General features: G+C 72.8%; 17 protein-coding genes. 2 read left to right on the top strand and 15 right to left on the bottom strand.

Translation table 11 applies throughout. The annotated features are described in order from the left end of the window. Positions 1 to 88: 88 nt before the first annotated feature. A complete protein-coding gene (tsaD, locus tag ACIO92_RS04490) occupies positions 89 to 1186 on the top strand; it encodes a tRNA (adenosine(37)-N6)-threonylcarbamoyltransferase complex transferase subunit TsaD (protein ID WP_402280831.1) in 1098 nt (365 codons plus the stop codon). Between the two features lie 261 nt (positions 1187 to 1447). On the opposite strand, the gene ACIO92_RS04485 is transcribed toward tsaD, so the two are convergent. From ACIO92_RS04485 to ACIO92_RS04470, 4 genes are all read right to left on the bottom strand, one after another. Further along, positions 1448 to 1663, bottom strand: coding sequence for a DUF6243 family protein (locus ACIO92_RS04485; RefSeq protein ID WP_366445025.1), 216 nt, complete (start codon positions 1661 to 1663; stop codon positions 1448 to 1450). 483 nt (positions 1664 to 2146) lie between these two features. Then, the gene (locus tag ACIO92_RS04480) at positions 2147 to 3319 is read right to left on the bottom strand and encodes a nuclear transport factor 2 family protein (RefSeq protein ID WP_402058415.1); all 1173 of its coding nucleotides are present in this window, start codon (positions 3317 to 3319) and stop codon (positions 2147 to 2149) included. Between the two features lie 163 nt (positions 3320 to 3482). Then, positions 3483 to 4040: a flavodoxin family protein gene (locus ACIO92_RS04475; protein ID WP_402280834.1), complete on the bottom strand. Its 558-nt coding sequence runs from the start codon at positions 4038 to 4040 to the stop codon at positions 3483 to 3485. Between the two features lie 50 nt (positions 4041 to 4090). Then, a complete protein-coding gene (locus ACIO92_RS04470) occupies positions 4091 to 4927 on the bottom strand; it encodes a class I SAM-dependent methyltransferase (RefSeq protein ID WP_366445028.1) in 837 nt (278 codons plus the stop codon). 240 nt (positions 4928 to 5167) lie between these two features. Here ACIO92_RS04470 and ACIO92_RS04465 point away from each other — a divergent pair, with 240 nt between their 5' ends. Beyond that, a complete protein-coding gene (locus ACIO92_RS04465) occupies positions 5168 to 6052 on the top strand; it encodes a LuxR C-terminal-related transcriptional regulator (protein WP_402058420.1) in 885 nt (294 codons plus the stop codon). Positions 6053 to 6163: 111 nt separating this feature from the next. Here the strand turns inward: ACIO92_RS04465 and ACIO92_RS04460 are convergent, their stop codons facing one another. From ACIO92_RS04460 to ACIO92_RS04410, 11 genes are read right to left on the bottom strand one after another with little or no spacing between them, the layout of a single operon-like run. After that, positions 6164 to 7030, bottom strand: coding sequence for a thioesterase II family protein (locus ACIO92_RS04460; protein ID WP_402280837.1), 867 nt, complete (start codon positions 7028 to 7030; stop codon positions 6164 to 6166). After that, positions 7027 to 8034, bottom strand: a complete 1008-nt coding sequence (locus ACIO92_RS04455; protein WP_401242140.1) for a 3-oxoacyl-ACP synthase III family protein — start codon at positions 8032 to 8034, stop codon at positions 7027 to 7029. The genes ACIO92_RS04460 and ACIO92_RS04455 overlap by 4 nt, the downstream gene beginning before the upstream one ends. After that, positions 8031 to 9098 carry a MupA/Atu3671 family FMN-dependent luciferase-like monooxygenase gene (locus ACIO92_RS04450; RefSeq protein WP_366445032.1) on the bottom strand — a complete coding sequence of 356 codons (1068 nt, stop codon included), beginning with the start codon at positions 9096 to 9098 and terminating at the stop codon, positions 8031 to 8033. The genes ACIO92_RS04455 and ACIO92_RS04450 overlap by 4 nt, the downstream gene beginning before the upstream one ends. Before the next feature lie 27 nt (positions 9099 to 9125). Beyond that, entirely contained in the window at positions 9126 to 10367 is a 1242-nt protein-coding gene (locus ACIO92_RS04445; protein ID WP_402280839.1) for an MFS transporter, read from the bottom strand. Next, positions 10351 to 11991 carry an AMP-binding protein gene (locus ACIO92_RS04440; RefSeq protein ID WP_402280841.1) on the bottom strand — a complete coding sequence of 547 codons (1641 nt, stop codon included), beginning with the start codon at positions 11989 to 11991 and terminating at the stop codon, positions 10351 to 10353. The genes ACIO92_RS04445 and ACIO92_RS04440 overlap by 17 nt, the downstream gene beginning before the upstream one ends. Further along, positions 11984 to 13129: an HAD-IIIC family phosphatase gene (locus tag ACIO92_RS04435; RefSeq protein ID WP_366445055.1), complete on the bottom strand. Its 1146-nt coding sequence runs from the start codon at positions 13127 to 13129 to the stop codon at positions 11984 to 11986. Before ACIO92_RS04435 ends, ACIO92_RS04440 begins: the two co-directional genes overlap by 8 nt. A gap of 44 nt (positions 13130 to 13173) precedes the next feature. Continuing rightward, positions 13174 to 14214 (bottom strand): 3-oxoacyl-[acyl-carrier-protein] synthase III C-terminal domain-containing protein, encoded by a 1041-nt coding sequence (locus tag ACIO92_RS04430; RefSeq protein ID WP_366445035.1) that lies wholly within the window; start codon positions 14212 to 14214, stop codon positions 13174 to 13176. Then, positions 14211 to 15338 (bottom strand): acyl-CoA dehydrogenase family protein, encoded by a 1128-nt coding sequence (locus tag ACIO92_RS04425; RefSeq protein WP_366445036.1) that lies wholly within the window; start codon positions 15336 to 15338, stop codon positions 14211 to 14213. Before ACIO92_RS04425 ends, ACIO92_RS04430 begins: the two co-directional genes overlap by 4 nt. Further along, a complete protein-coding gene (locus tag ACIO92_RS04420; RefSeq protein ID WP_366445037.1) occupies positions 15331 to 15633 on the bottom strand; it encodes a phosphopantetheine-binding protein in 303 nt (100 codons plus the stop codon). The genes ACIO92_RS04425 and ACIO92_RS04420 overlap by 8 nt, the downstream gene beginning before the upstream one ends. Then, positions 15630 to 16529, bottom strand: a complete 900-nt coding sequence (locus tag ACIO92_RS04415) for a 3-hydroxyacyl-CoA dehydrogenase family protein (protein ID WP_402280844.1) — start codon at positions 16527 to 16529, stop codon at positions 15630 to 15632. The genes ACIO92_RS04420 and ACIO92_RS04415 overlap by 4 nt, the downstream gene beginning before the upstream one ends. Further along, on the bottom strand, positions 16526 to 19987 hold the full coding sequence (locus tag ACIO92_RS04410) for a thioester reductase domain-containing protein (RefSeq protein WP_402280846.1): 3462 nt from the start codon (positions 19985 to 19987) through the stop codon (positions 16526 to 16528). The genes ACIO92_RS04415 and ACIO92_RS04410 overlap by 4 nt, the downstream gene beginning before the upstream one ends. Positions 19988 to 19990 lie beyond the last annotated feature (3 nt).

The raw sequence follows: 19990 nt of genomic DNA, 5'->3' as shown, positions 1-19990 counted from the left end.
CCCGTGGCCCCCGCCGACCCGGGCGTGGACCGCGCATCCCCTTCTTGCACATATATTGCAAGTGCGGGAACTCTGCAAAAGGAGTGACATGGTGAGCGGACCGGTGGTGCTGGGGATCGAGTCGTCGTGCGACGAGACCGGCGCGGGGATCGTGCGGGACGGGAAGCTGCTCGCGCACGTGGTGGCGTCGAGCATGGACGAGCACGCCCTCTTCGGCGGTGTCGTGCCCGAGATCGCCGCCCGCGCGCACCTCCAGGCGTTCACCCCCGTCGTGCGGGAGGCCCTCGACCGGGCGGGACTGCGGCTGAGCCGGATCGACGCGGTCGCCGTCACCACCGGACCCGGCCTCTCCGGGGCCCTCCAGGTGGGCCTCGCCGGGGCGAAGTCCCTCGCCTACGCGGCGGGGGTGCCGCTGTACGGGGTGCACCACCTCGCCGGTCACGTCGCCGCCGACACCCTGGAGCACGGGCCGCTGCCCGGCCCGTGCGTCGTCCTGATCGTCTCCGGCGGCCACACCTCCCTCCTCCTCGTACGGGACCTGGCGCGCGACCCGATCCCGCACCTCGGCGACACCCTCGACGACGCGGCCGGGGAGTGCTTCGACAAGGTCGCCCGGATCATGGGCCTGCCCTACCCGGGCGGGCCCGCCGTCGACCGGGCCGCCCGCGACGGCGACCCCCGCGCGGTGCGCTTCCCCCGTCCCCTGACCCGCCCCGGGGACGACCCGTACGCCTTCTCCTTCTCCGGGCTCAAGACGGCCGCCGCCCGCTGGGTCGAGCAGCACCGCCTCCAGGGCCTGGACCTTCCGGTCGCGGACGGGGCCGCCGCCCTCCAGGAGGCCGTCGCCGACGTCCTGACCCGCAAGGCCCTCGCCGCCTGCGCCGCGTACGACGTCCGGACCCTGATCGTCGTCGGCGGAGTGGCCGCGAACTCCCGGGTCCGGGCACTGGCCGAACAGCGCTGCGCCGCCGCCGGGGTGGAACTCCGCGTACCGCCGATGACCCTGTGCACCGACAACGGCGCCATGATCGCGGCCGTCGGCGAGCTCCTCGTCCGCGCGGGCGCCGAGCCCGCCCCGCTGGACGTCTCGACCGACCCGTCCGCCCCCCTGGAACGCGCCTCCCTGACCCCGCTCCCCCCGACCCCGCTCTCCCTGACCCCGGCCATTGTCGGCCCCGCGTCGTAGGGACCGGGATCGCCTCCGCCCACCGCGACACCACGAGCCGCCCCGCGCGTGCGGCGGCGGCTTCGGCCCCTGCCTCTCCGACGGCGGCTGAGGTGAGGCCCGCGCGGGCGGCCGACCCCGGCCGAGCGCCGAGCGGGACCGGCCGCGCCGATGCGGTGGCTGTCGCCGAGCCGCGGCCGGGCCCGATACGGGGCAGGGCCCGGACCGTCTGTCGCGGTCCGGGCCCTGCCCCGTGCGGTGCCGCCCCGTGGCGGCGGTGTCTCAGCTCTGCGCGGCGGCGTCGCCCGCCTGCTCGGCGCCCTCGGCCCCGCGGGTCTTCTCGCGCATCTTGCGGACCAGCTCCGCCTTCTGGTCGGCGGCGTTCTGACGGTCGGAGTTGCGGTGCGGACCGTTGTTCTGGCGTTCGGCGCGGGACTGCCTCTTGCGCTGGCCGCCGCCCTGGCCCACGGGGTTGTTGATGTTCTTGCTGTCGGTCACGGGTTCTCCCGGTGCTGATGTGAAGTGAGCTGTGGATGCGTCGGTGGGGGACGGGCGCGGCGACGCCGAAGGACGTCAGCGGGGGCCCGTCACGCTCTCACTCGGCAATCGGTGTCTGGAAGAACATGACAACGACGTTACCCGGTCCCGCCGACCCCGAACGCCAAGCGCCCCGGCGCCCCGGACCTCCGGCGAGCGCCCGGGGGCGGCTTCCTCCCGTGCGTCGGCTTCCTCCCACGCGTCGCGGCACCGCCCGCACCCGCCGAGGACCGCCGCCCACCTGAGGCGGGTCCAGCCGGGCGCCACCGGGCCCCCGCAGACGTCGCTAGTCGTCAGTCGTCGCGAGCACGACACACTGGGACCCGTCTGTCCGGGACGGCCTCGTCTCTCCCGGGCTTGTCTCTCCCGGGTCTCCCGGCGGCCGGTGCGGACCGGCCGCCGAGGTGATCCACGTTCGCGCGCACGAGGCGCGGGCGGCTCCGCTCAGGAGTGGCGGTGGTAGGCCTTGTTGGCGATGCGCCAGCCGTCCTCGGCGCGTACCAGCAGGAAGATGTCGGTGAAGGTGTCCGCGCCGTGCGCCAGCGTCATGGTCGCGGTCGCGACGGAGCCGTGGACGTCGACGGCGTCGATCCGGCGTGACCGGGTGGCCTCGTCGGCGGCCGGCGAACCGTGGAAGAGGGTGCAGTACGTGTCCAGGGGCCACGAGACGAACGCACCCTCCCGGACCCCCTCGATGTGGGCGCTGGGCAGGAACGCCGCACGGAAGTGCGCGGGATCGCCGGTGGCGTGGCCGCGGACGTAGGCGCGGAGGGGTTCGAGCACGGCGTCCGGCACGGCGGGGACCGTGGCGGCGAGGGCGATGTCCGACTCGGCACCGACCGCGGCGTCGGCAGGGAGGTCGGCCAGCCCGGCAGCGCTGCGCAGGGGCAGGCCGGAGGCGTCGGCCAGCAGCGCCATGTCCTTGGCCAGCGCGCCGATCGTGAACTCGGCCGCGGGCGCGGCCGGTTCGGCCGCCAGGAAGGCCCGCTTGCGGGCGACGAGCCCGCCGAGCTGGCCGAGTTCGAGGACGTCGAGCACCTCGGCGCGCGGCAGGCCGAGCGCGTCGGCCTGCCGCAGCGTGTCACGCAGGGCGAGAACGGCTCCGGAGAGGCTGTTGTTGGCGATCAGCTTCAGCGCCGCGGCGGTGGCCGCGTCCTCCACGGGCCGTACGGTGCCCAGGACCTCCAGCACCGGCCGGACCCGGTCCAGCGTGTCGCGGTCGGCCGCGGCGGCGAGGATCCGCAGGGCACCGGCCGCGACCGCCGAAACGGAACCGAGCACCGGCGCGTGGACATAGGACGGGCCGAGGAGCCCGGCCAGCTCCGCCGCCTCGGCGGGCGCGACGGTGCTGACGTTCACGACCGTCGTGTCCGGGCGCAACGAGCCCCGGACGTCGTCGAGGACCTGGCGGCAGGCCGGGCCGTCGAACAGCGCCAGGACGACGAGGTCGGCCCGCGCCACCGCGTCGTTCGCGTCGGAGGTCGTCTTCACGGTGTCGGAGCCGCGCCCGGAGCGGGTCCAGCCGACGACGTTCCGGTTCTGGTCGGTGAGGCGGGCCGCGATCGCGTCGCCCAAGCGCCCCAGGCCGAGGACGGCGATCGTGTGTGCTGCAGTCATGGGAGCCACCTTGGTGTACGGGGCGGAGAGCGACAAGGGGAGATCACGCGGGGCTCGTTCCCGCCGGTGGGTCCGTTCCCGCCTGGTGGGTTCGTTCTCGTCGGTGGGTCCGGTGGGTCCGGTGGGTCCGGTGGGTCCGGTGGGTCCGGTGGGTCCGGTGGGTTCAGTCGGTCGGATCGAAGAACTCCGCCGCGCGGGCCAGTGCCGCCGGGTCCGCCTCCAGATCGCCCTCGCCGTGGGCGCGGGCCAGCAGGGCGCCGCGCCAGTGCATGTCGAGGTAGTCGGCCGTGCGGCGGAGCATCCCGGTGAGCGGTTCGGTGTCGGTGTCGTCACCACGCGCGTACGCGGTGACGGCCCACAGGTTCTTGCCCCGCATCCGCTCCCGGAAGCCGACGTCCGGCAGCCCGCTCCAGCGGGCCCAGTAGTCGAGGTAGAGCTTCGTGGCGGCGGAGACGCTGTACCAGTGCAGCGGGGACGCGAGGACGATGTCCGTGCTGTCCAGGGTCGCGTCGAGCAGCACCTTCTCCGGGCCGTCCAGGAGCGGTCCGGACGGACGGGCGGGGAGCGGCAGCTCGCTCAGGCTGAGCCAGCCCGCGGCGGCGTCCGGCGGGAGGCCCTCGGCCGCGTACCGGGCCAGGGTCTCGGTGTTCCCGCCGCCGCGCGGGCTGCCCAGGATGAAGGTGAAGCTCCGGCTGCGTACCGATTCGAGCGTGGCAGTCACAGCAGTCCTCACTGCTCGTGGTGGTCGGGCGGGCTGGTCGGGCACGGCGGTCAGGCCTGGCGGTCGGCGACCAGCCGGAGGTGGTCCCGGGCGTCGCTGTGCAACTGGTCCGAGTAGTCGATGGCTCCGCCGGGGCCCGCGTACCGGAGCTTGCGCGCCCCGGAGGTGCGGCGCAGGATTGTGACGCTGTTCTGCATGAGCTTCTGCGACTCCAGCAGGCTGACGACCTCCAGCTCGCCCGGGTGACGCTCCTGGAACTTCGCGATGTAGCGGCGGACCGCGTCGCCCTCCGGGTACGTCATCAGGTAGTGCATGACGACGAGGCCGCCGTCCGGGTTGATGAGCGGCCAGAAGTGGTCGAAGAACCACAGGCACTCCCAGGCGTCGACCCAGGCGAAGTCGATCGGGGTCAGCTCCTCGGGGAGCTTGTCCAGCGAGTCCTTCAGATCGGCGTTGACGACGGTGACCCGTTCGTCCAGGCCCAGTTCGGCGAGCACCTCGCGGACCCGGCCCGCGGAGGACTCGGCGATGGACAGGTTGTCCACGGCGGCCAGCATCGGACGGTACGGCTCCAGATGCGAGGCGGGCGTGACGAGCGGGGGCTCGGCGAGCAGCCAGCCGTCGTCGAGCGTGCGGCCGGCGTCCAGGTGTTCGCGGGTCTTCGCGGCGAGCGCGAGGGACTCGGCGGCCACCGTCTGCTCGGCCTCGGCGAGCGCGGCGGCGAGGAAGGGCGTCGTATACCCCATCCCGACCTCCAACACCCGCTGTGGGCGCAGAAGTTGGACGAGGTTGGCGAGAAGTGGACCGACCACTTCCGTGCCCATTCCGGGCACCGACAGCCGGGCGACCGCCGTACGGAACTCTTCGCTGTGAATCGAATGAGGCATTTCCATCCCTTGGTAAATGCGGTGTCGAACTGCTGGGAGTGGGCCCACTCATGCTTTCCGCCGCACAGTTGCTGCAACAACTTTCTGACCTAACATGTATGCGCAGCGCATGATCACGCAGGGGGGCAAATGTTACAAACAGGGTGTGTGGGTGCACGGTGTGGACCAGGGTTGTGCGAGTCGGGACTACGCCGTTACGAAAGCGCCGTCACTGGCGGGCCGGTCCCGGCCGAGCCACCGGTGCGTTGCGCGACCGAACTGGGGCTGCTGGTGCCGGTGCCGGGCGAACCGGGGCTCCTGGCGCCGGTCGCTCCGACGATAGCGGCCGGCCGTACGCTGGCTCCGCTGGAGCGGGAGCTCGCGGAGAGCGGACGTCGGCTGGAGGCTCTGGCCAAGTCGTTCGAGACGGCGGAGGCCGTGTACACCGAGGGCCGCCAAGGCGGTCCGCAGTCGTCGAGGGTGTTACGCGGCGCCGCCGAGATCGCCGAGACGATCGACACCGCGGTCGGACTGTGCAAGGCGGAGCTGCTGACCGCCCAGCCGGGCGGCCGACGACCGCCGCAGATCCTCGAAGCGGTCGTCCGACGCAATCTCGACCTCTTGTCGAGAGGTGTCTCGCAGCGCACTCTCTATCAACATGCCGTATGGAATCATCCGCCCACGGCGGAATACATCCGCACCGTCGTGGAAGCTGGTGGCGGCATCCGGACCGTTGATGAAATGTTCGACCGGGTCATCATCTGCGACCGTGCCGTGGCCTTTATCCCGACGCTTTCCGATTCTCCGGACGAAGCTTTGGAAGTGCGTGATCCGCATGTCGTCCGGTATCTGGCCAATGTCTTCGAGTACGCCTGGGCGCGCGGCACTCCGGTGGACCCGGCCGCCGGAAAAAGGCCGGAGAACGTCGTCTCCGAGCTGGAGCAGAGCATCGTCCGCTTCCTGGTCGCCGGACACACGGAGGAGAAGATCGCCCGCGGACTCGGCATCAGCCGCCGGACCGTGGCCGAGTACATCAGCCGGATCTCGCGGCGCCTCGGCAGCGTCAGCCGGGCCCAGCTCGGCTATCTGATCGCGACCAAGGGGCTGTTGCCGGACTCGCCGAGCGAACGGGACTGCCCGCCGTGACGGTTGACGGAAGCCCCCCCCGGCACTCCCGAGTTCCCCCGCGGTGGTGACATGGTCGGCGATCTCTTCGGAAGGCCCCCGGTCAGGACCCCGGGGCCGACAACCGAGGTGTCATGAAGGCTGTTCCGCGGGGGAGCCGACGTACTGATCGCGGACACGGGCCGCGGTGATGTCACGGACGACGGTCCGGCAGACCGCCGCCGCGTGCTCGTACAGGTAGAAGTGGCCGCCGGGCCAGGAGTGCTGTTCGGCCGGGGCGGTGGTGCGGTCGGCCCAGGGCGCGGCGAGCGCCGGATGGGCGACCGGGTCGTCCGCGCCGGTGAACAGGGAGAGCGGCATCTCCAGCGGCGGGCCGGGCCGCTCCTCGTACGTGTCGACGACGGCGAGGTCTCCGCGCAGCGCCTCCACCATCGGGCCGACGAGGTCGGGGACCGCGAGCACCTCCTCCGGGGTGCCGCCCAGCTCCCGCATGAAACGGGTCAGCCGCTCACGCGACCACAGGTGCCGCTGGGCGCGGTCGGGGCGGTGGCCGGGCGCGGGCGCGCCGGAGAGCCCGACCCAGACGGGCGGCCGTCCGTCCCGGGAGAGCTCCCGGGCCAGTTCGTACGCGACGAGGGCGCCCATGCTGTGGCCGAAGACGCCGTACGGCCCGTCGAGCAGCTGCCGGGTGAGCGGGGCGAGCCAGGCCACCGCCTCGGTGGTGGAGCGGCAGCCGCCCTCGCCCATGGCCATCAGACGGCCCGGGAGGTCCACGGCGAGCAGCCGCCAGTCGGTGGGCAGGTGCCGTGGCAGCGGGGCGAAGGCCGCCGCCGATCCACCGGCGTGATGGACGAACAGCAGCGTGAACGGCGCCGTGGTGGCCCCGTCGGGCGGGCCCGCGGTGCCGCCGCCGACCGGCCGGACCACGGGCGCGGTGACCGGGGCGAGGAGGCGCCGCAGGTCCTTCCAGCCCGCGTAAGGGCGTACGGGAGCGGTCATCGGCCTCGGTACTCCAGCGCCGTCACGCTCCAGCTGAAGCCCATGCCGCTGGCGGCGACCAGGACCAGGTCCCCGGGCCGTATCCGCTCGTCCGCGATCAGGCCGCCGAGCGCGATGAACGGGTCCGAGCCGCCCATGTGCCCGTACCGGTGGTAGTTGAAGACGCTCTTCTCGGGCGGGATGCCGAGCCTGGCGAGCAGCTTCTCGTGCATCCCCTTGTCGCCCTGGTTGATGAGGAACCAGTCGACGTCGGCGATCCGCTTGCCGAGGGTGGCGAGCACGTCGTCGACGCGGGCCGGGAAGTTCTCCAGATAGGCGTCCGCGAGCCCCTGCCGACGGCCGCGGCGGCGCATCAGGACCCGGTCGTCCTCCACGTCGCCGGAGTAGTAGTCGGCCCACGAAGGGTCGGTGCGCATCGCCGAGGTCAGCACGTCGAGCAGACAGTTCTCGCGGCCGATGAGGAGCGCGGCCGGGGCGTCGCCGAAGTTGAACAGGGCTTTGGACTCGGGGTCCTCGTGGTCGACGAGCCTGCTGAGCCGGTCGCCGATGAGCACGAGGGCGTACGGACCGGCACCCAGGGCGAGTTCAGCCAGGGCGGTGCGGACGGCCGTCATCCCGCCGTTGCAGAAGTTGGCGATCTCGAAGCAGTGGGCGCCGCCGATGCCCAGTTCGTCGGCGACCTTGGCGGCGGGCGACCAGAACGGCAGGTCCCACTCGCCCGAACCCGCGTAGACGACGAGACCGATGTCGTCCGGGTCGATCCCCCGCCGCTCCAGCACGGTGCGGGCGGCGGTCGCGGCCAGCTCCCACGCGGCCTCGTCCTCGTCGAGGGCGGGGAACCGCTCGGTGTGCGTGATGGCCAGGATGTCGTCCACGGACACGCCGGAGGACTCGTGGAGCTCCCGCACGTCCACCGCCGACGAAGGGAACACCACCTCGAAGTCGACGATCCCGCCCGGGGCCCGCGTCCCCGCCCTTCCGGGGTGCTCGACGCGTTCGGTCATGACGTGCCGCCCTCTCCGTCGAGCGAGGTGCGCCGACGCAGCTGGTTCAGGTGTTCCAGGCTCGCCAGGACGGTGGGCGTGGGCAGTCCGAAGTCGATCAGACAGGCGATCTCGTCCACGCCGATCGCCCGGAAGCGCTCCACCATGCGCTCCGCCTTGTCGACGGTGCCGAGCAGTCCGCCGTCGTCGAAGTAGCGGTCGAAGGAGCGCGCCACGATGAAGTCGACGTCCTCCGGCGACAGCTTGGACGCGTCGAAGCGCCTGCCGTCGAGCCGCGAGCCCAGCAGCAGCCCGAGCGAGCTGCGCAGGTAGTCGCCGAGCGGGACCCGTACGGTCTCGCGGACGGCGTCCTCGTCCGGGCCGAGGAAGGCGTGCACCATCAGGGCGACATGCCCGGTCCAGCCGTCGGCGCGGCCGAGTGCCGCGACCTCCTTGCGGTACTCGGCGATCTTGTGCGCGAGGTCGTCGAGGTCCTGGCCGAGCAGATGCGTCAGCAGACCCGAACCGGACCGGCCCGCGTTGCGGAAGGTCTCGGCACCACCGGCGCTGGTCACCCAGACCGGAAGCTCGGGCTGCACCGGCGGCGGGTAGATCCCGAGCCGCTGCTCGCTGCCGACCCCGTCGGTGACCGTGATCCGCTCGCCGCGCCACAGCGCCCGGACCTGCTCCACCTGCTCCAGGAGGATCTCGCGGCGGTTCTCGTAGTTCTCCGGGCGCAGCGCGAAGTCGGCGGCGTGCCAGCCGGAGGCGAAGGAGAGCCCGACCCGGCCGTCGGAGATGTTGTCGACGACCGACCACTCCTCGGCGATGCGCAGCGGATGGTGGAGCGGGGCGACGACACTGCCCGCCCGGATGCCGATGCGCTCGGTCACGGCGGCGATGGCCGCGCCGGTCACCGAAGGGTTGGGGTAGAGGCCGCCGAAGGGGTGGAAGTGGCGCTCCGGGGTCCACACCGCGCTGAAGCCGTTGCGGTCGGCGAACTTGGCTCCCTCCAGGAGCAGTTCGTAGCGCTTGGAGGCGGACTCGGTGCTGTCGTTGGCGAAGTAGAAGAGGCTGAAGTCCATGTCGTGCGTTCTCCGTTCGGGCGGCGGTCAGGAGGCGACGGCCGCTGTTCCCGTATCGGGGGCCGGTTCGCGGGTGCGTTCGGCCCAGGAGGCCACGGCGGGCGCGGCGAGTCCGGCGCCGAGGAGCAGGGCCGCGAAGATGATCCAGGCAGGCCAGCCGAACTGCACGATGAGCAGCGTGGCCAGCGCGGGGGTGACCATCGAGCCGAGCTGGGTCGACATGCCGAACATGCCCTGGTACTGGCCCTGCGCGTGATCGGGGGCCAGGCCGAAGGCCAGCGACCAGGAGCCGGCGCTGTACAGCATCTCGCCGATCACGTGCACGGCGGCTCCGGCGAGCAGCGCGGCGACCGCGACCCACACCGGGCGGTCGGCGGCGAGCGCGAAGAACCCGCAGCACACGGCGAGGAAGACACCGCACCGGCGCAGGGTGCGGGCGCCGCCGCGGACGTCCTCGCTGCCCTTGCCCGCACGGACCTGGAAGAGCACGACCATGATCGTGTTGAGGATGAGGATCACCGAGTACAGCCACTTCGGCGCGTTGGTGTGGCCGGTGATCCAGATGGGCAGCGCGACCGTGAGGATGGCGACGTTCATCACCAGGACGGAGTTGAGCAGCGCCACCGCCGCGTACGGCAGGTCGCGCAGCACCACCCACTTGGGGCCGCTGCTCTCCTTCGGCACCGGAGCGACCGACGGCACGGTCGTGTAGGCGGCTCCGGCGATCAGGAACATCACACCGCCCGCGACGAGCAGGCCGATGTAGGCGGGCCGGTTGTCGAACCAGAGCGCGACGGCCCCGGCGGCGGCGCCGAGCGTCACGCCGAGGTTGCTGACGGCGCGCATGTACGACCAGGCGCGGACGCGGTCCTCCTGCGGGATGAGCCCGGCTATCAGCGCGCCGCGGGCGGCGTCCGTGGAGGACTCCGCCATCAGCGCGAGGCTGGTGACCACGACGAGGGCGGCGAAGCTCTCGACGAAGGCGTACGTGCCGACGAACACGCCGAGCAGCAGCAGGAAGCCGACGGTCGTGTTGCGCGGGCCCAGGATGTCGGCGAGCCGGCCGGCCGGGATGCTCGCGGCCATGGCCATCGCCGCGCCGATGCTCAGCGCGAGCCCGACCTGCACGGCGGGGATGCCGACGGTACGGGTGAAGAACAGCACGCTGACCGCCATCAGGACACCGTGTCCCGCGGTCTTGGCGAAGTTGCTCAGGCACAGGGTCCGTACGATGCCCGGTGGCGGGATGATGTCATCGAGAAACGCCATGGTGGCCTCCGCTGCCGCCGGCCGGTCGGGCCGCGGCGAGGTTGGGGGACTGGAGATCGCCGGTGATGCGTGGCCGGTCGATCTTTCCGTTGGGGTTCAGCGGCAGGGAGTCCAGGTGCCGGAACCGCCGGGGCACCATGTGGACCGGGATCCGCTTGCGCAGCCAGCGGCCGAGCTGCTGAGGTTCGACGGGCGTGCCGGTGTGGCAGCCGACGAGTTCGACGTCGTCGCCCTGCTTCAGCGCGATGACGACGGCCTGGTCGAGGTCCGGGTGGCGGCGCATGGCGGCCTCGATCTCGCCGAGTTCGACGCGGTAGCCGCGTACCTTGACCTGGTTGTCGAGTCGGCCGAGGTGCACGAGCAGCCCCGACTCCCAGCGCACCCGGTCACCGGTGCGGTAGTAGTGCGCCGCGGTGAGCGGGCCCTCGCCGTCGTACGGCGTGGCGCCGTCCTCGTCATGGCGGAGGAAGCGACCCCGGTTGTCGGCCGGGTCGAGATAGCCGTCGAAGCGCTGGGAACCACGGACGACCAGTTCACCCTCCTCGGCGGGGCGGCCCGCCTCGTCGAGCACCAGATGGTCGAGGAAGTCGTAGACGGGCCCGACCGGCACGGTGTCGTTGGAGGTGGCGGGCCAGTCGGCCGGATCGGCGGGCAGCGCGAACTCGGTGCACGCCACGGTCAGTTCGGTGGGGCCGTAGACGTTCTCGATCGAGGCCCGCGGGGCGACCGCGTGCCAGGCCCGAGCCTGGTCGTAGGACAGCTGCTCGCCGATGAACACGCTCATCCGCAGGTCCGTCGCCAACCCGGGCGGAAGATTGCCGAGTTGAGCGCTGACGGAGACCACGGACGGCACCGAGAACCAGTGCGTGACCCCGTTCTCCACGATGTAGTCGACCGGCGAGAGGAGCTCGGCCCGGCCCGGCACCACCAGCGTCGCTCCGCCGCCCCAGGTGACGAAGAGGTCGAACACCGAAGGATCGAAGGTCAGATCGAAGGTGTGCGAGGTCCGGCAGCCGGGTCCGATGCCGTAGCGCTCGATGCTGTGCCCCAGATACGGGCTCAGATTGCGGTGCCGGATCGGCACGCCCTTGGGGCGGCCGGTCGAGCCCGAGGTGAACAGGACGTACGCGACCTCGTCCGGTCCCGTGGTGTACGGCGGCAGCTCCGGCGCGGGCGTCGTCGCCGCACGCCCGGCGGCGGCCACCTCGGCGGTGTCGAGACGCAGTTCGGTGGGCGCGCAGCCGCCGAGACCGCCGTCGAGCTGCGCCGTGTCCTCGGCGTCCACGATCAGCACCTCGGCGCCCGCCAGCTCCACGATCATCCGGTTGCGCTGCACCGGGAAGGAGGGATTGACCGGGGTGACGCACGCGCCGAGCCGCTGACCCGCCAGATAGGCGGCGAGGACCGCCACCGAGCGGGTCGCCATCACGGAGATCCGGCGGGGCGCGGAGCCGTGCGCCGCCAGGATCCGGGCGGCGACGTGCTCGGCGGCCCGCCGCAGCTCGCCGTAACGGAGCACGGTGCCGCCCGCCTCGACGGCGGGCTCGTCCGGGTGCCGCTCGACGGTCCGGTCGAACCACTCGTACAGGGTGCCGGGCAGCTCCCCCGGGACGGGCTCAGCCATGCGACACCTCGGCGGCGACGGCCGTGTCGGCCCCGGCGCGCGGGACGGCCAGGTCGGGGGCGTCGAGCCGCATGGTGGTCGGTGGCTCCTGCCGTACGGGCTCGATGTGCAGCAGCTCGATGCCCTCCCGGTCCGGGCCGGTGACCGCGGCGGCGCACGGGCAGGCGTCGCCGGTGAAGCCCGCGAAGCGGTAGGCGACCTCCATCATCCGGTTGCGCTCGGTGCGCCGGAAGTCGGCGGCGAGGTGCACGCCCGCGGCCGCGGCCCGGTCGGTCAGCCAGCGCAGGATCACCGAGCCCGCGCCGAAGGAGACCACCCGGCAGGAGGTGGCGAGCAGCTTGAGGTGCCAGACGCCGGGGAGCCGTTCGAGCAGCAGGATGCCGACGGCACCGTGGTCGCCGAAGCGGTCGCTCAACGTGACGACCAGTACTTCGTGCCCCGGGTCGGCGAGCAGCGCGCGCAGCTCCGCGTCGCCGTAGTGCACACCGGTGGCGTTCATCTGGCTGGTGCGCAGGGTGAGTTCCTCGACCCTGGCCAGGTCCGCCTCGTCGGCCCGCCGGATCGTCATGACCAGGGCCAGGGTGCGCAGGAACTCCTCGTCGGCGCCGGTGAAGTCCTGGCGGGCCGCCTCTCGGCGGGATCCGGCCTGGTACATCTCACGGCGACGGCGCGAGTCGGCGGTGACGACCGGGCTGAACTCCGGGAGCCCGGTGAGCTCCAGCGCCTCCTCGGCCCGGTAGCGGCGCACCTCGGGGAGGTGATGGCCGACCTCGGCGCGCTCGGCGGGCTGGTCGTCGATGAACGCGAGGGTGGTGAGGGCGAAGTTCAGCCGCTCGGCGATGGTGCGCACGGAGCCGGACTTGGCGCCCCAGCCGATCTGCGGGTGCACGAAGTACTCGGCCAGGCCGAGTTGTTCGAGCTTCCCCCAGGCGTGGTCGTGGTCGTTCTTGCTCGCCACGGCCTGGAGGATGCCGCGCTCGTCGAGGGTGGTGATCACCTGCCGGATCCCGTCGGGGAGCACGACCTCCCCGTCTTCGAGCAGGGTGCCCTGCCACAGTGTGTTGTCGAGGTCCCACACCAGGCACTTGACGGTCGTGACGGGGGCGGTTCCGGAGGTCCCGGAGGAGTCCGGGGACACGGGGGAGTCGGGGATCTCGGAAGTCCCGGCGGTCTGGGGCACGGTCACACCTCCCACAGGGTCACGGCCCAGGCCGCGACCGGGCTGTTGTTGAGCACGAGCACGAGGTCGCCCGGGGCGAGTTCGCCGCTCGCCAGGAGCCGGTCGAGGTTGAGCACCACGTCCATGGCGCCGAGGTGCCCGTACACGGCGAGATGCTCGCCGCACACCGGATGGATCGGCAGGCCGAGCAGCGTCTCGTAGAACTGGTACGCGCTCGCGGTGACGTTCTGCATCAGCGTCGTGGCGACGGCGCCCTTGTCGACGCCCGCCTCCGCGAGCACCTCGTCGACCATCCGGGCCAGCCGCATCCGGCTGTTCATGGCCAGCTCGAAGCGGTACCGGTCGGCCGAGGCGCACTCCTCGCGCCACTCGTAGTACGGCACCTGCTTGTAGTCGACCCGGAACAGGTCGTGGAAGGTGCCGTCGGTCTCCTGGCGGTGGGCCCGCAGCACCGGTCGGCCGCCCCGGACCAGGGTCATCGCGTAGGCGCCGTCACCGATCACGGTGACCGGGTACCGGACCCGGTCGAGGCCGGTCGGGCGGCTGCCGTGGGCGATGAGCACGCTCTGCCGTGACGGGTCGGCGAGCAGCAGGTCGCGGCCGAGCGCCCAGGCGGCGCTGGATCCGGTGCAGCCGAGCCCGTCGAGGGTGAAGGCGAAGGCGCCGTCGAGCTTCGCCTCGGCCTGCACCCGGCAGGCGTCCGAGCCGAGCAGGACGTCGGGGGCGCGCGGCCCGACCAGCATCAGGGTGTCGGGCCGGGCCGCGGCGGGCGCGTTCCCGGCGAGCCCGTCCAGCCGGTCCAGCAGACCGCGGACGGCCAGGGCGGCCAGGTCGCCCGCGGTGGTGTCCTCCAGGACACCGACCGTACCGATGCCGCTGCCGCGCACGAACTCGGCTTCCTGCGGGGCGAGTTCGGAGAACTCGGGCAGGTCGACGGGCGCGGTGCGGACGGTGGGCAGGACGGTGTGGACGACACCGATGCCGATACGGGTGTCCGTGCCGGTCCCGGCGCCGACGGCGCCCCCGGCTGCGGTGCGGCTCATGACCACACCGCCAGGGCGTGCTTGCCGAGCAGCAGCTGGCTGATCTCGTTGCTGCCCTCGATGATCTCCATCAGCTTGGCGTCCCGGTAGGCACGGGCCACCGGGCCGCCGTCCCGGGCGCCCGCCGAGGCGAGCACCTGCACGGCCGTGGCCGCGCCGCGTGCGGCGTGCCCCGCGGCGAGGTGCTTGGCGGTGACGGCGGAGGTGACCAGCTCGGGGGTGTTCTCGTCCCAGCAGCGGCTGGCCTGCTCGCAGCAGCGGGCCGATGCCTCGTGGGCGACGTGCAGCTCGGCCAGGTGCCGGGCGATCAGCTGGTGCTCGGCGAGCGGTGTGCCGGACTGCCGCCGGGTCGCGGCGTGCGAGGCCGCGGCCCGCAGACAGGCCCGCAGGATGCCGACGCAGCCCCAGGCCACGGAGACCCGGCCGAAGGTGAGCGCCGAGGTCACCAGCCAGTCGACCGGGAGCCCGGCGCCACCGAGCAGCCGGTCGGCCGGCAGCCGTACCCCGTCGAAGGTGATGTCGGCGTGTCCGGCGGCCCGGCAGCCCATCGGGTCCGCGATCCGCTCCACGGTCACGCCGGGCGCGTCCGTGGGGACGACCACCGCGCCCGCCCCGGCGCCGTGGCGGCCGAAGACGACGAGGAGGTCGGCGTAGGCGCCCACGGTGATCCAGGACTTGCGGCCGTCCAGGACGATCGTGTCGCCCTCGGTGCGGATCGTGGTGCCCATCGCACCGAGGTCGCTGCCCGCGCCGGGCTCGCTGAACGCCACCCCGGCCAGTCGGCCGGAGGTCAGCTCACGCAGGTGGACGGCCTTCTGCTCGTCGCTGCCGAGCCGCTCGACGGTCCAGGCGGCCATGCCCTGCGAGGTCATCACGCTGCGCAGGGAGGAGCACAGGGCGCCGACATGGGCGGTCAGCTCGCCGTTGTCGGCGCTGCTCAGACCGAGACCGCCGTACGCGGCGGGAACCTGGGCGCAGAGCATCCCCTTGCCGCCGAGCTCGCGCAGCACGTCGAGCGGCAGCTCGCCGGACCGGTCCCAGCCGTCCGCGCGGTCGCCGATCAGCTCGGAGGCCAGCTGCTGCGCCTCGGCGCGGGCGTCGCCGCCCGCCGTCGGCTCACTCATCGTCGCCCTCCCGCAGCCGCAGTACGAGCGCGGTCATGGCGTCCACGCTGCGGAAGTTGTCGAGCGTGAGGTCGGGGCCGCCGACCTGGACCCCGAAGGACCGCTCGACGTGCACCAGCAGCTCCATCGCGAACAGGGAGGTGACCAGGCCGGTGGAGAACAGGTCGACGTCGGCGGTGACCTCGGTCCTGGTGCGCTGCTCCAGGAACGCGGTGAGCGTCTCGCGGATGGCGGCGGTGTCCTGCCCGGCCGCGTCCTGCCCGGCGACGTCCTGCTGAGTGGTGGGGGTGCTCATGTCGTGCTTCCTCCGTAGGCGAAGAATCCGCGGCCGGTCTTGCGGCCGAAGTCGCCGGCGGCGACCTTTTCCAGGAGCAGGGCGCAGGGCTCGTAGCCCGCGTCCCCGGTGCGCTCGTGCAGGACGCGCAGGGAGTCGACCACGTTGTCGAGACCGATGAGGTCGGCGGTGGCCAGCGGACCGGTGGCGTGGCCGAGGCAGCCCTCGAAGGCGGCGTCGACGGACGCCGGGTCGGCCACGTCCTCGGCGACGATCCGGGCGGCCTCGTTGATCATGCGCTGCAGGATCCGGTTGATCACGAAGCCGGGCCCGTCGCCGACCAGGACCCCGTGCTGGCCCAGGGCCTCCAGGAGGACCTGGGCGGCGGCGACGGCGGCCTCGCCGCTGCGGGGACCGCGTATCAGCTCGGAGGTGTGGATCAGATAGGGCGGGTTCATGAAGTGGATGCCGACCAGGTCCTCCGGCCGGGCCACCGAGTCGGCCTGCTCGTCGATCGGGACGGCCGAGGTGTTGGAGATCAGCAGGGTCCCGGGGGCGACCACCGCCGACACCTCGGCGAGCACCTTCGCCTTGAGCGGGGCCAGTTCGGTGACGGCCTCGACGACGGCGGTCGCCCCGGCCACGTCCTCGATCCGGGTGGTGGTGACCAGCTCGCCGGTCGCGCCCTCGCGCGGCAGCTTGCCCATCATCCGGGCGAACCGCAGCTGCCCGGTGGTCGCGGTACGGGCCTTGGCGAGGATCTCCTCGGAGACGTCGACGAGGATCACGTCGACGCCACGGCCCAGGGCCAGCGTGGTGATGCCGGTGCCCATGACACCCGCGCCGATGACGGCGAGCCGGTGCCGGGCGGGCGGGACGGCGCTCTCGTCGCCGGACCGCGTCGGGTCGTCGCTCACTTCTCCCCCTCGATGCCCGTGCCCGCGCCCTCGGCCGCCAGGGCGGGCAGGAGCGAGCCGATGTCCTGGGTGCGGTGGGCCAGGAAGGCCAGTCCGCTGCGCAGCTGCTCGCCGGTGACCAGCGGGGAGAGCCCGGCCTTCCGCAGCCACGGCTGCCAGCCGCGAGCCTGCACACCGGCCTCGTCCAGCTCGTGGCCCTCCATCTCGTAGAGGGCGGTCGCCGCCAGAACCTTGCTGCCGGTGGCCGTGGCGCGCTCCGCGACCAGCCGCTGCCACTCGGTCAGGGGCACGGTGCGGGTCGGCAGCCCCGCTTCCTCCAGCGCCTCGAAGAGGTCTTCCAGGCTCGGCGAGATCTCGTCGACGAGGTGGTAGGCGCGGCCCACCGACTTGGAGGACAGGGCGAGTTCGGCGACCGCGCGGGCCAGCACGTCCACCGGGGAGACCGGCATTCCGCGGTCGTCGACCGGACGGGCGCCGACCACCAGGCCGCTGGCGAGCAGGAACCAGATGAGGTCCTTGTCGTTGCAGGCGCCGGTCGCGCTGGAGGCCATGATCAGGCCGGGACGGAACACCCGTACCCGCATCCCGTCCTGGTCGGCGCGCTCCAGGAGCCGCTCGCCGACCCACTTGCTGACGCCGTAGCCGCCGAGCTGCGGGTCGAGCGGCTGCTCGCGGGTCTCCATCAGCCGTCCGTCGGTGCCCGCGGGCGCGGTGGCGGCGACGGTGGAGATGAAGCTGATGTCGCGGATGCCGAGCGGACGCATCCAGTTCAGCAGGGCGACCAGCGGCAGGATGTTGTCCTCGCGCAACATGCGGTACGGCTCGGTGAAGACGACCTTGGCGGCGCAGTGCAGCACATGGCCGACCCGCTCCGCGAGTTCACCGCCGCGGTACGTCGCGCAGACCTCGGCGATGCCGCGCAGGTCACCGGGGACGGCGTGGACGCGCTCCGGGTCGGGCTCGGCCAGGCCGAACTTGGCGGCCGTGGCCCGCAGCCGGGCCATGCCCTCGGCCTCGTCGGCGGCCCGGACCACGCAGTAGACACGGCCCTTCGAGGCGCGCACCAGCTCGTCGAGGAGGAAGGCGCCGAGGTAGCCGGTGGCACCGGTGAGCAGGACGTCCTTGCCGGGCGCGGTCTTCTTGGCGAGCGGCTCCAGGGCGATCTGCAGGTCGGCGTCGACGAGCACGCCGTCGCCGTCGGCCGCCGGGTCGACCTCCTCGTCGCCGAGACCCGCGCCGTTCAGCAGGCCCTCGACGATGGTGGTGAGGCGGCGGACGGTGGCCTGGCTGCCGCCCGCCCGGTGGATGTTCACCAGGACGCCGAAGCGCTGCTGGATCTCCAGGACCAGTTGCACGGACAGCAGCGAGGTGCCGCCGAGCGAGGCGAACTCGTCGTCCAGGCCGATGGTCTCGTGCCCGAACAGGTCCTTCCACAGCTGGACCAGACCGGCCTCGACGCTGCCCTCGGCCGCGGTGGACGCGGTGCCGGTGACGGCGGGCGCGGCGGCGACCGGACCGTCGTAGCTGAGATGGTCCAGGGCCCAGTGACGCTTGCGGGTGAAGGGGTACGTCGGCAGCCCGACGCGGCGGCCCCGTCGGCCGTCGAGCGCGGACCAGTTCACCTCGGCGCCGTGCAGCCACGCGGTGGTCACCGCGTCGTCGAGGAGCTCGGCGAGAGCCTCCTCGTCCAGCGGGTCGGCCAGGGCCACCACATGACGGCCCTTCGCGGGCTCGCCGTGCCCGACGAGGATCGGGAACCGGCCCTCGGGCAGGCTGTCCCGAGAATCCGTCAGGGATTCGCCCAGCTCGGGCAGCGCGGCACGCAGACCGGCCAGCAGGGCGGCCGAGGGCTGCGGGGCGTCCGTGGCGGGCAGTACGAGGACGGGGCGGCGGCCGGCGGCCCGCTCGGTCCGCACGGCGGGCGGCCGTGGCATCCGGAGCGCGGCGGCCAGGCGCTCGCGGGGCGCGCTGACCACACGTCGCTCGTCGAAGACGGCCCGGCCCGCCCGCAGGGTGTGGGCGACGTCCCCGGCGTCGAGGTCACCCTCGTCGAGGGCGTCGGCGAGCCTGCGGCAGGCCTGGTCGAGCTCGGCGCGGGTACGGGCCGACAGCACCAGGCGCACGGTGGTGCGGCTCGGGGCCGAGGGGCGCACCGGCTCCGGCGGGGCGGCGAGCACGATGGCGGCGTTGGTGCCGCCGACGCCCATGGAGTTCACCAGGACGTGACGGTCGGCGTCGACGCACTCCTCGCCGGTGGTGGTGACGAAGAACGGGCTCTCGTCCAGGATGCCCGGGTCGCGCGGCCGCTCGAAGGTCGGGTGCGGCGGGATCTTGCCGGTGCGGGCGACGTGCACGGCCTTGATGAAACCGGCGATGCCCGCGGCCGGACCGGTGTGACCGATGTTGGACATCACCGAACCGAGCGCGCAGTACGCGGTCTTGTCGGTGCTGGCCCGGAACGCCCGGTCCAGCGCGATGAGTTCGATGTTGTCGCCGACCGGTGTCGCGGTGCCGTGCGCCTCCACGTAACGGAGCTTGTCGGCGCCGACCCCGGCGGTGCCCAGGGCCGCGGCGACGACGTCGGCGACGCCGCGCGGGCTGGGCGCGATGAATCCGAGCCGGTCGCCGCCGTCGTTGCCCACGGCGCTGCCCCGGATCACCGCGAGCACGTTGTCGCCGTCGGCGAGCGCGTCGTCGAGACGGCGCAGTGCGACGACGCCGACGCCCGAGCTGTAGGTGGTGCCGGTCGAAGAGGCGTCGAAGGAACGGCAGTAGCCGTCCTCGGACAGTACGCCGCCGGGCTGGTGGCGGTAGCCGCGGAAGGGTTCGAGGACCGTCGCGCCACCGGCCAGGGCGATGTCGCACTCGCCGGACAGCAGGCTCAAGGTGGCGTAGTGCACACCGTACAGAGAGGAGGAGCAGCCGGTCTGGAGGCTGACGGCGGGGCCGCGCAGCCCCAGCTTGTAGGCCGCGCGCGAGGTCATGAAGTCGGCCTGTCCGCCGACGGTGAGTTCGAGGTCGTCGACGGCCGCGCGCAGCCCGGACTCGCGGGCCTTCGCGGCGAGCAGGGCGGCGGAGTAGTTTCCGGCGGCGCTGCCCGCGAACACGCCGACGACGGGGCCGTTCCTGCTCGCGGGGTGCCCGGCGCTCTCCAGCGCCTCCCAGCAGGCCTCCAGGAAGATCCGCTGCTGCGGGTCGATGGTCTCGGCCTCGCGGGGCGGGTAGCCGAAGAACGGGGAGGCGAAGTCCTCGACGCCGGGCAGCGAGGTGGCGACGCTGACGAAGGCGGGGTCGGCGAGCATCTCCTCGCTGACCCCGGAGGACTTCAGCTGCTCCGGGGACATCTCGCGCATGGAGACGACGCCGCGGTCGATGTTGCGCCAGAACTCCTCGGGAGTGGTGGCGTCGGGATAGCGCAGGCCGATGCCGATGACGGCGATGTCGGTGGCGTTGGTCATGGT

This window comes from Streptomyces sp. NPDC087215 (assembly GCF_044744885.1).
Lineage (GTDB): Bacteria > Actinomycetota > Actinomycetes > Streptomycetales > Streptomycetaceae > Streptomyces.
Note: the sequence above shows the minus strand (reverse complement) of the source record. Positions and strands in the feature narration are given on the sequence as shown.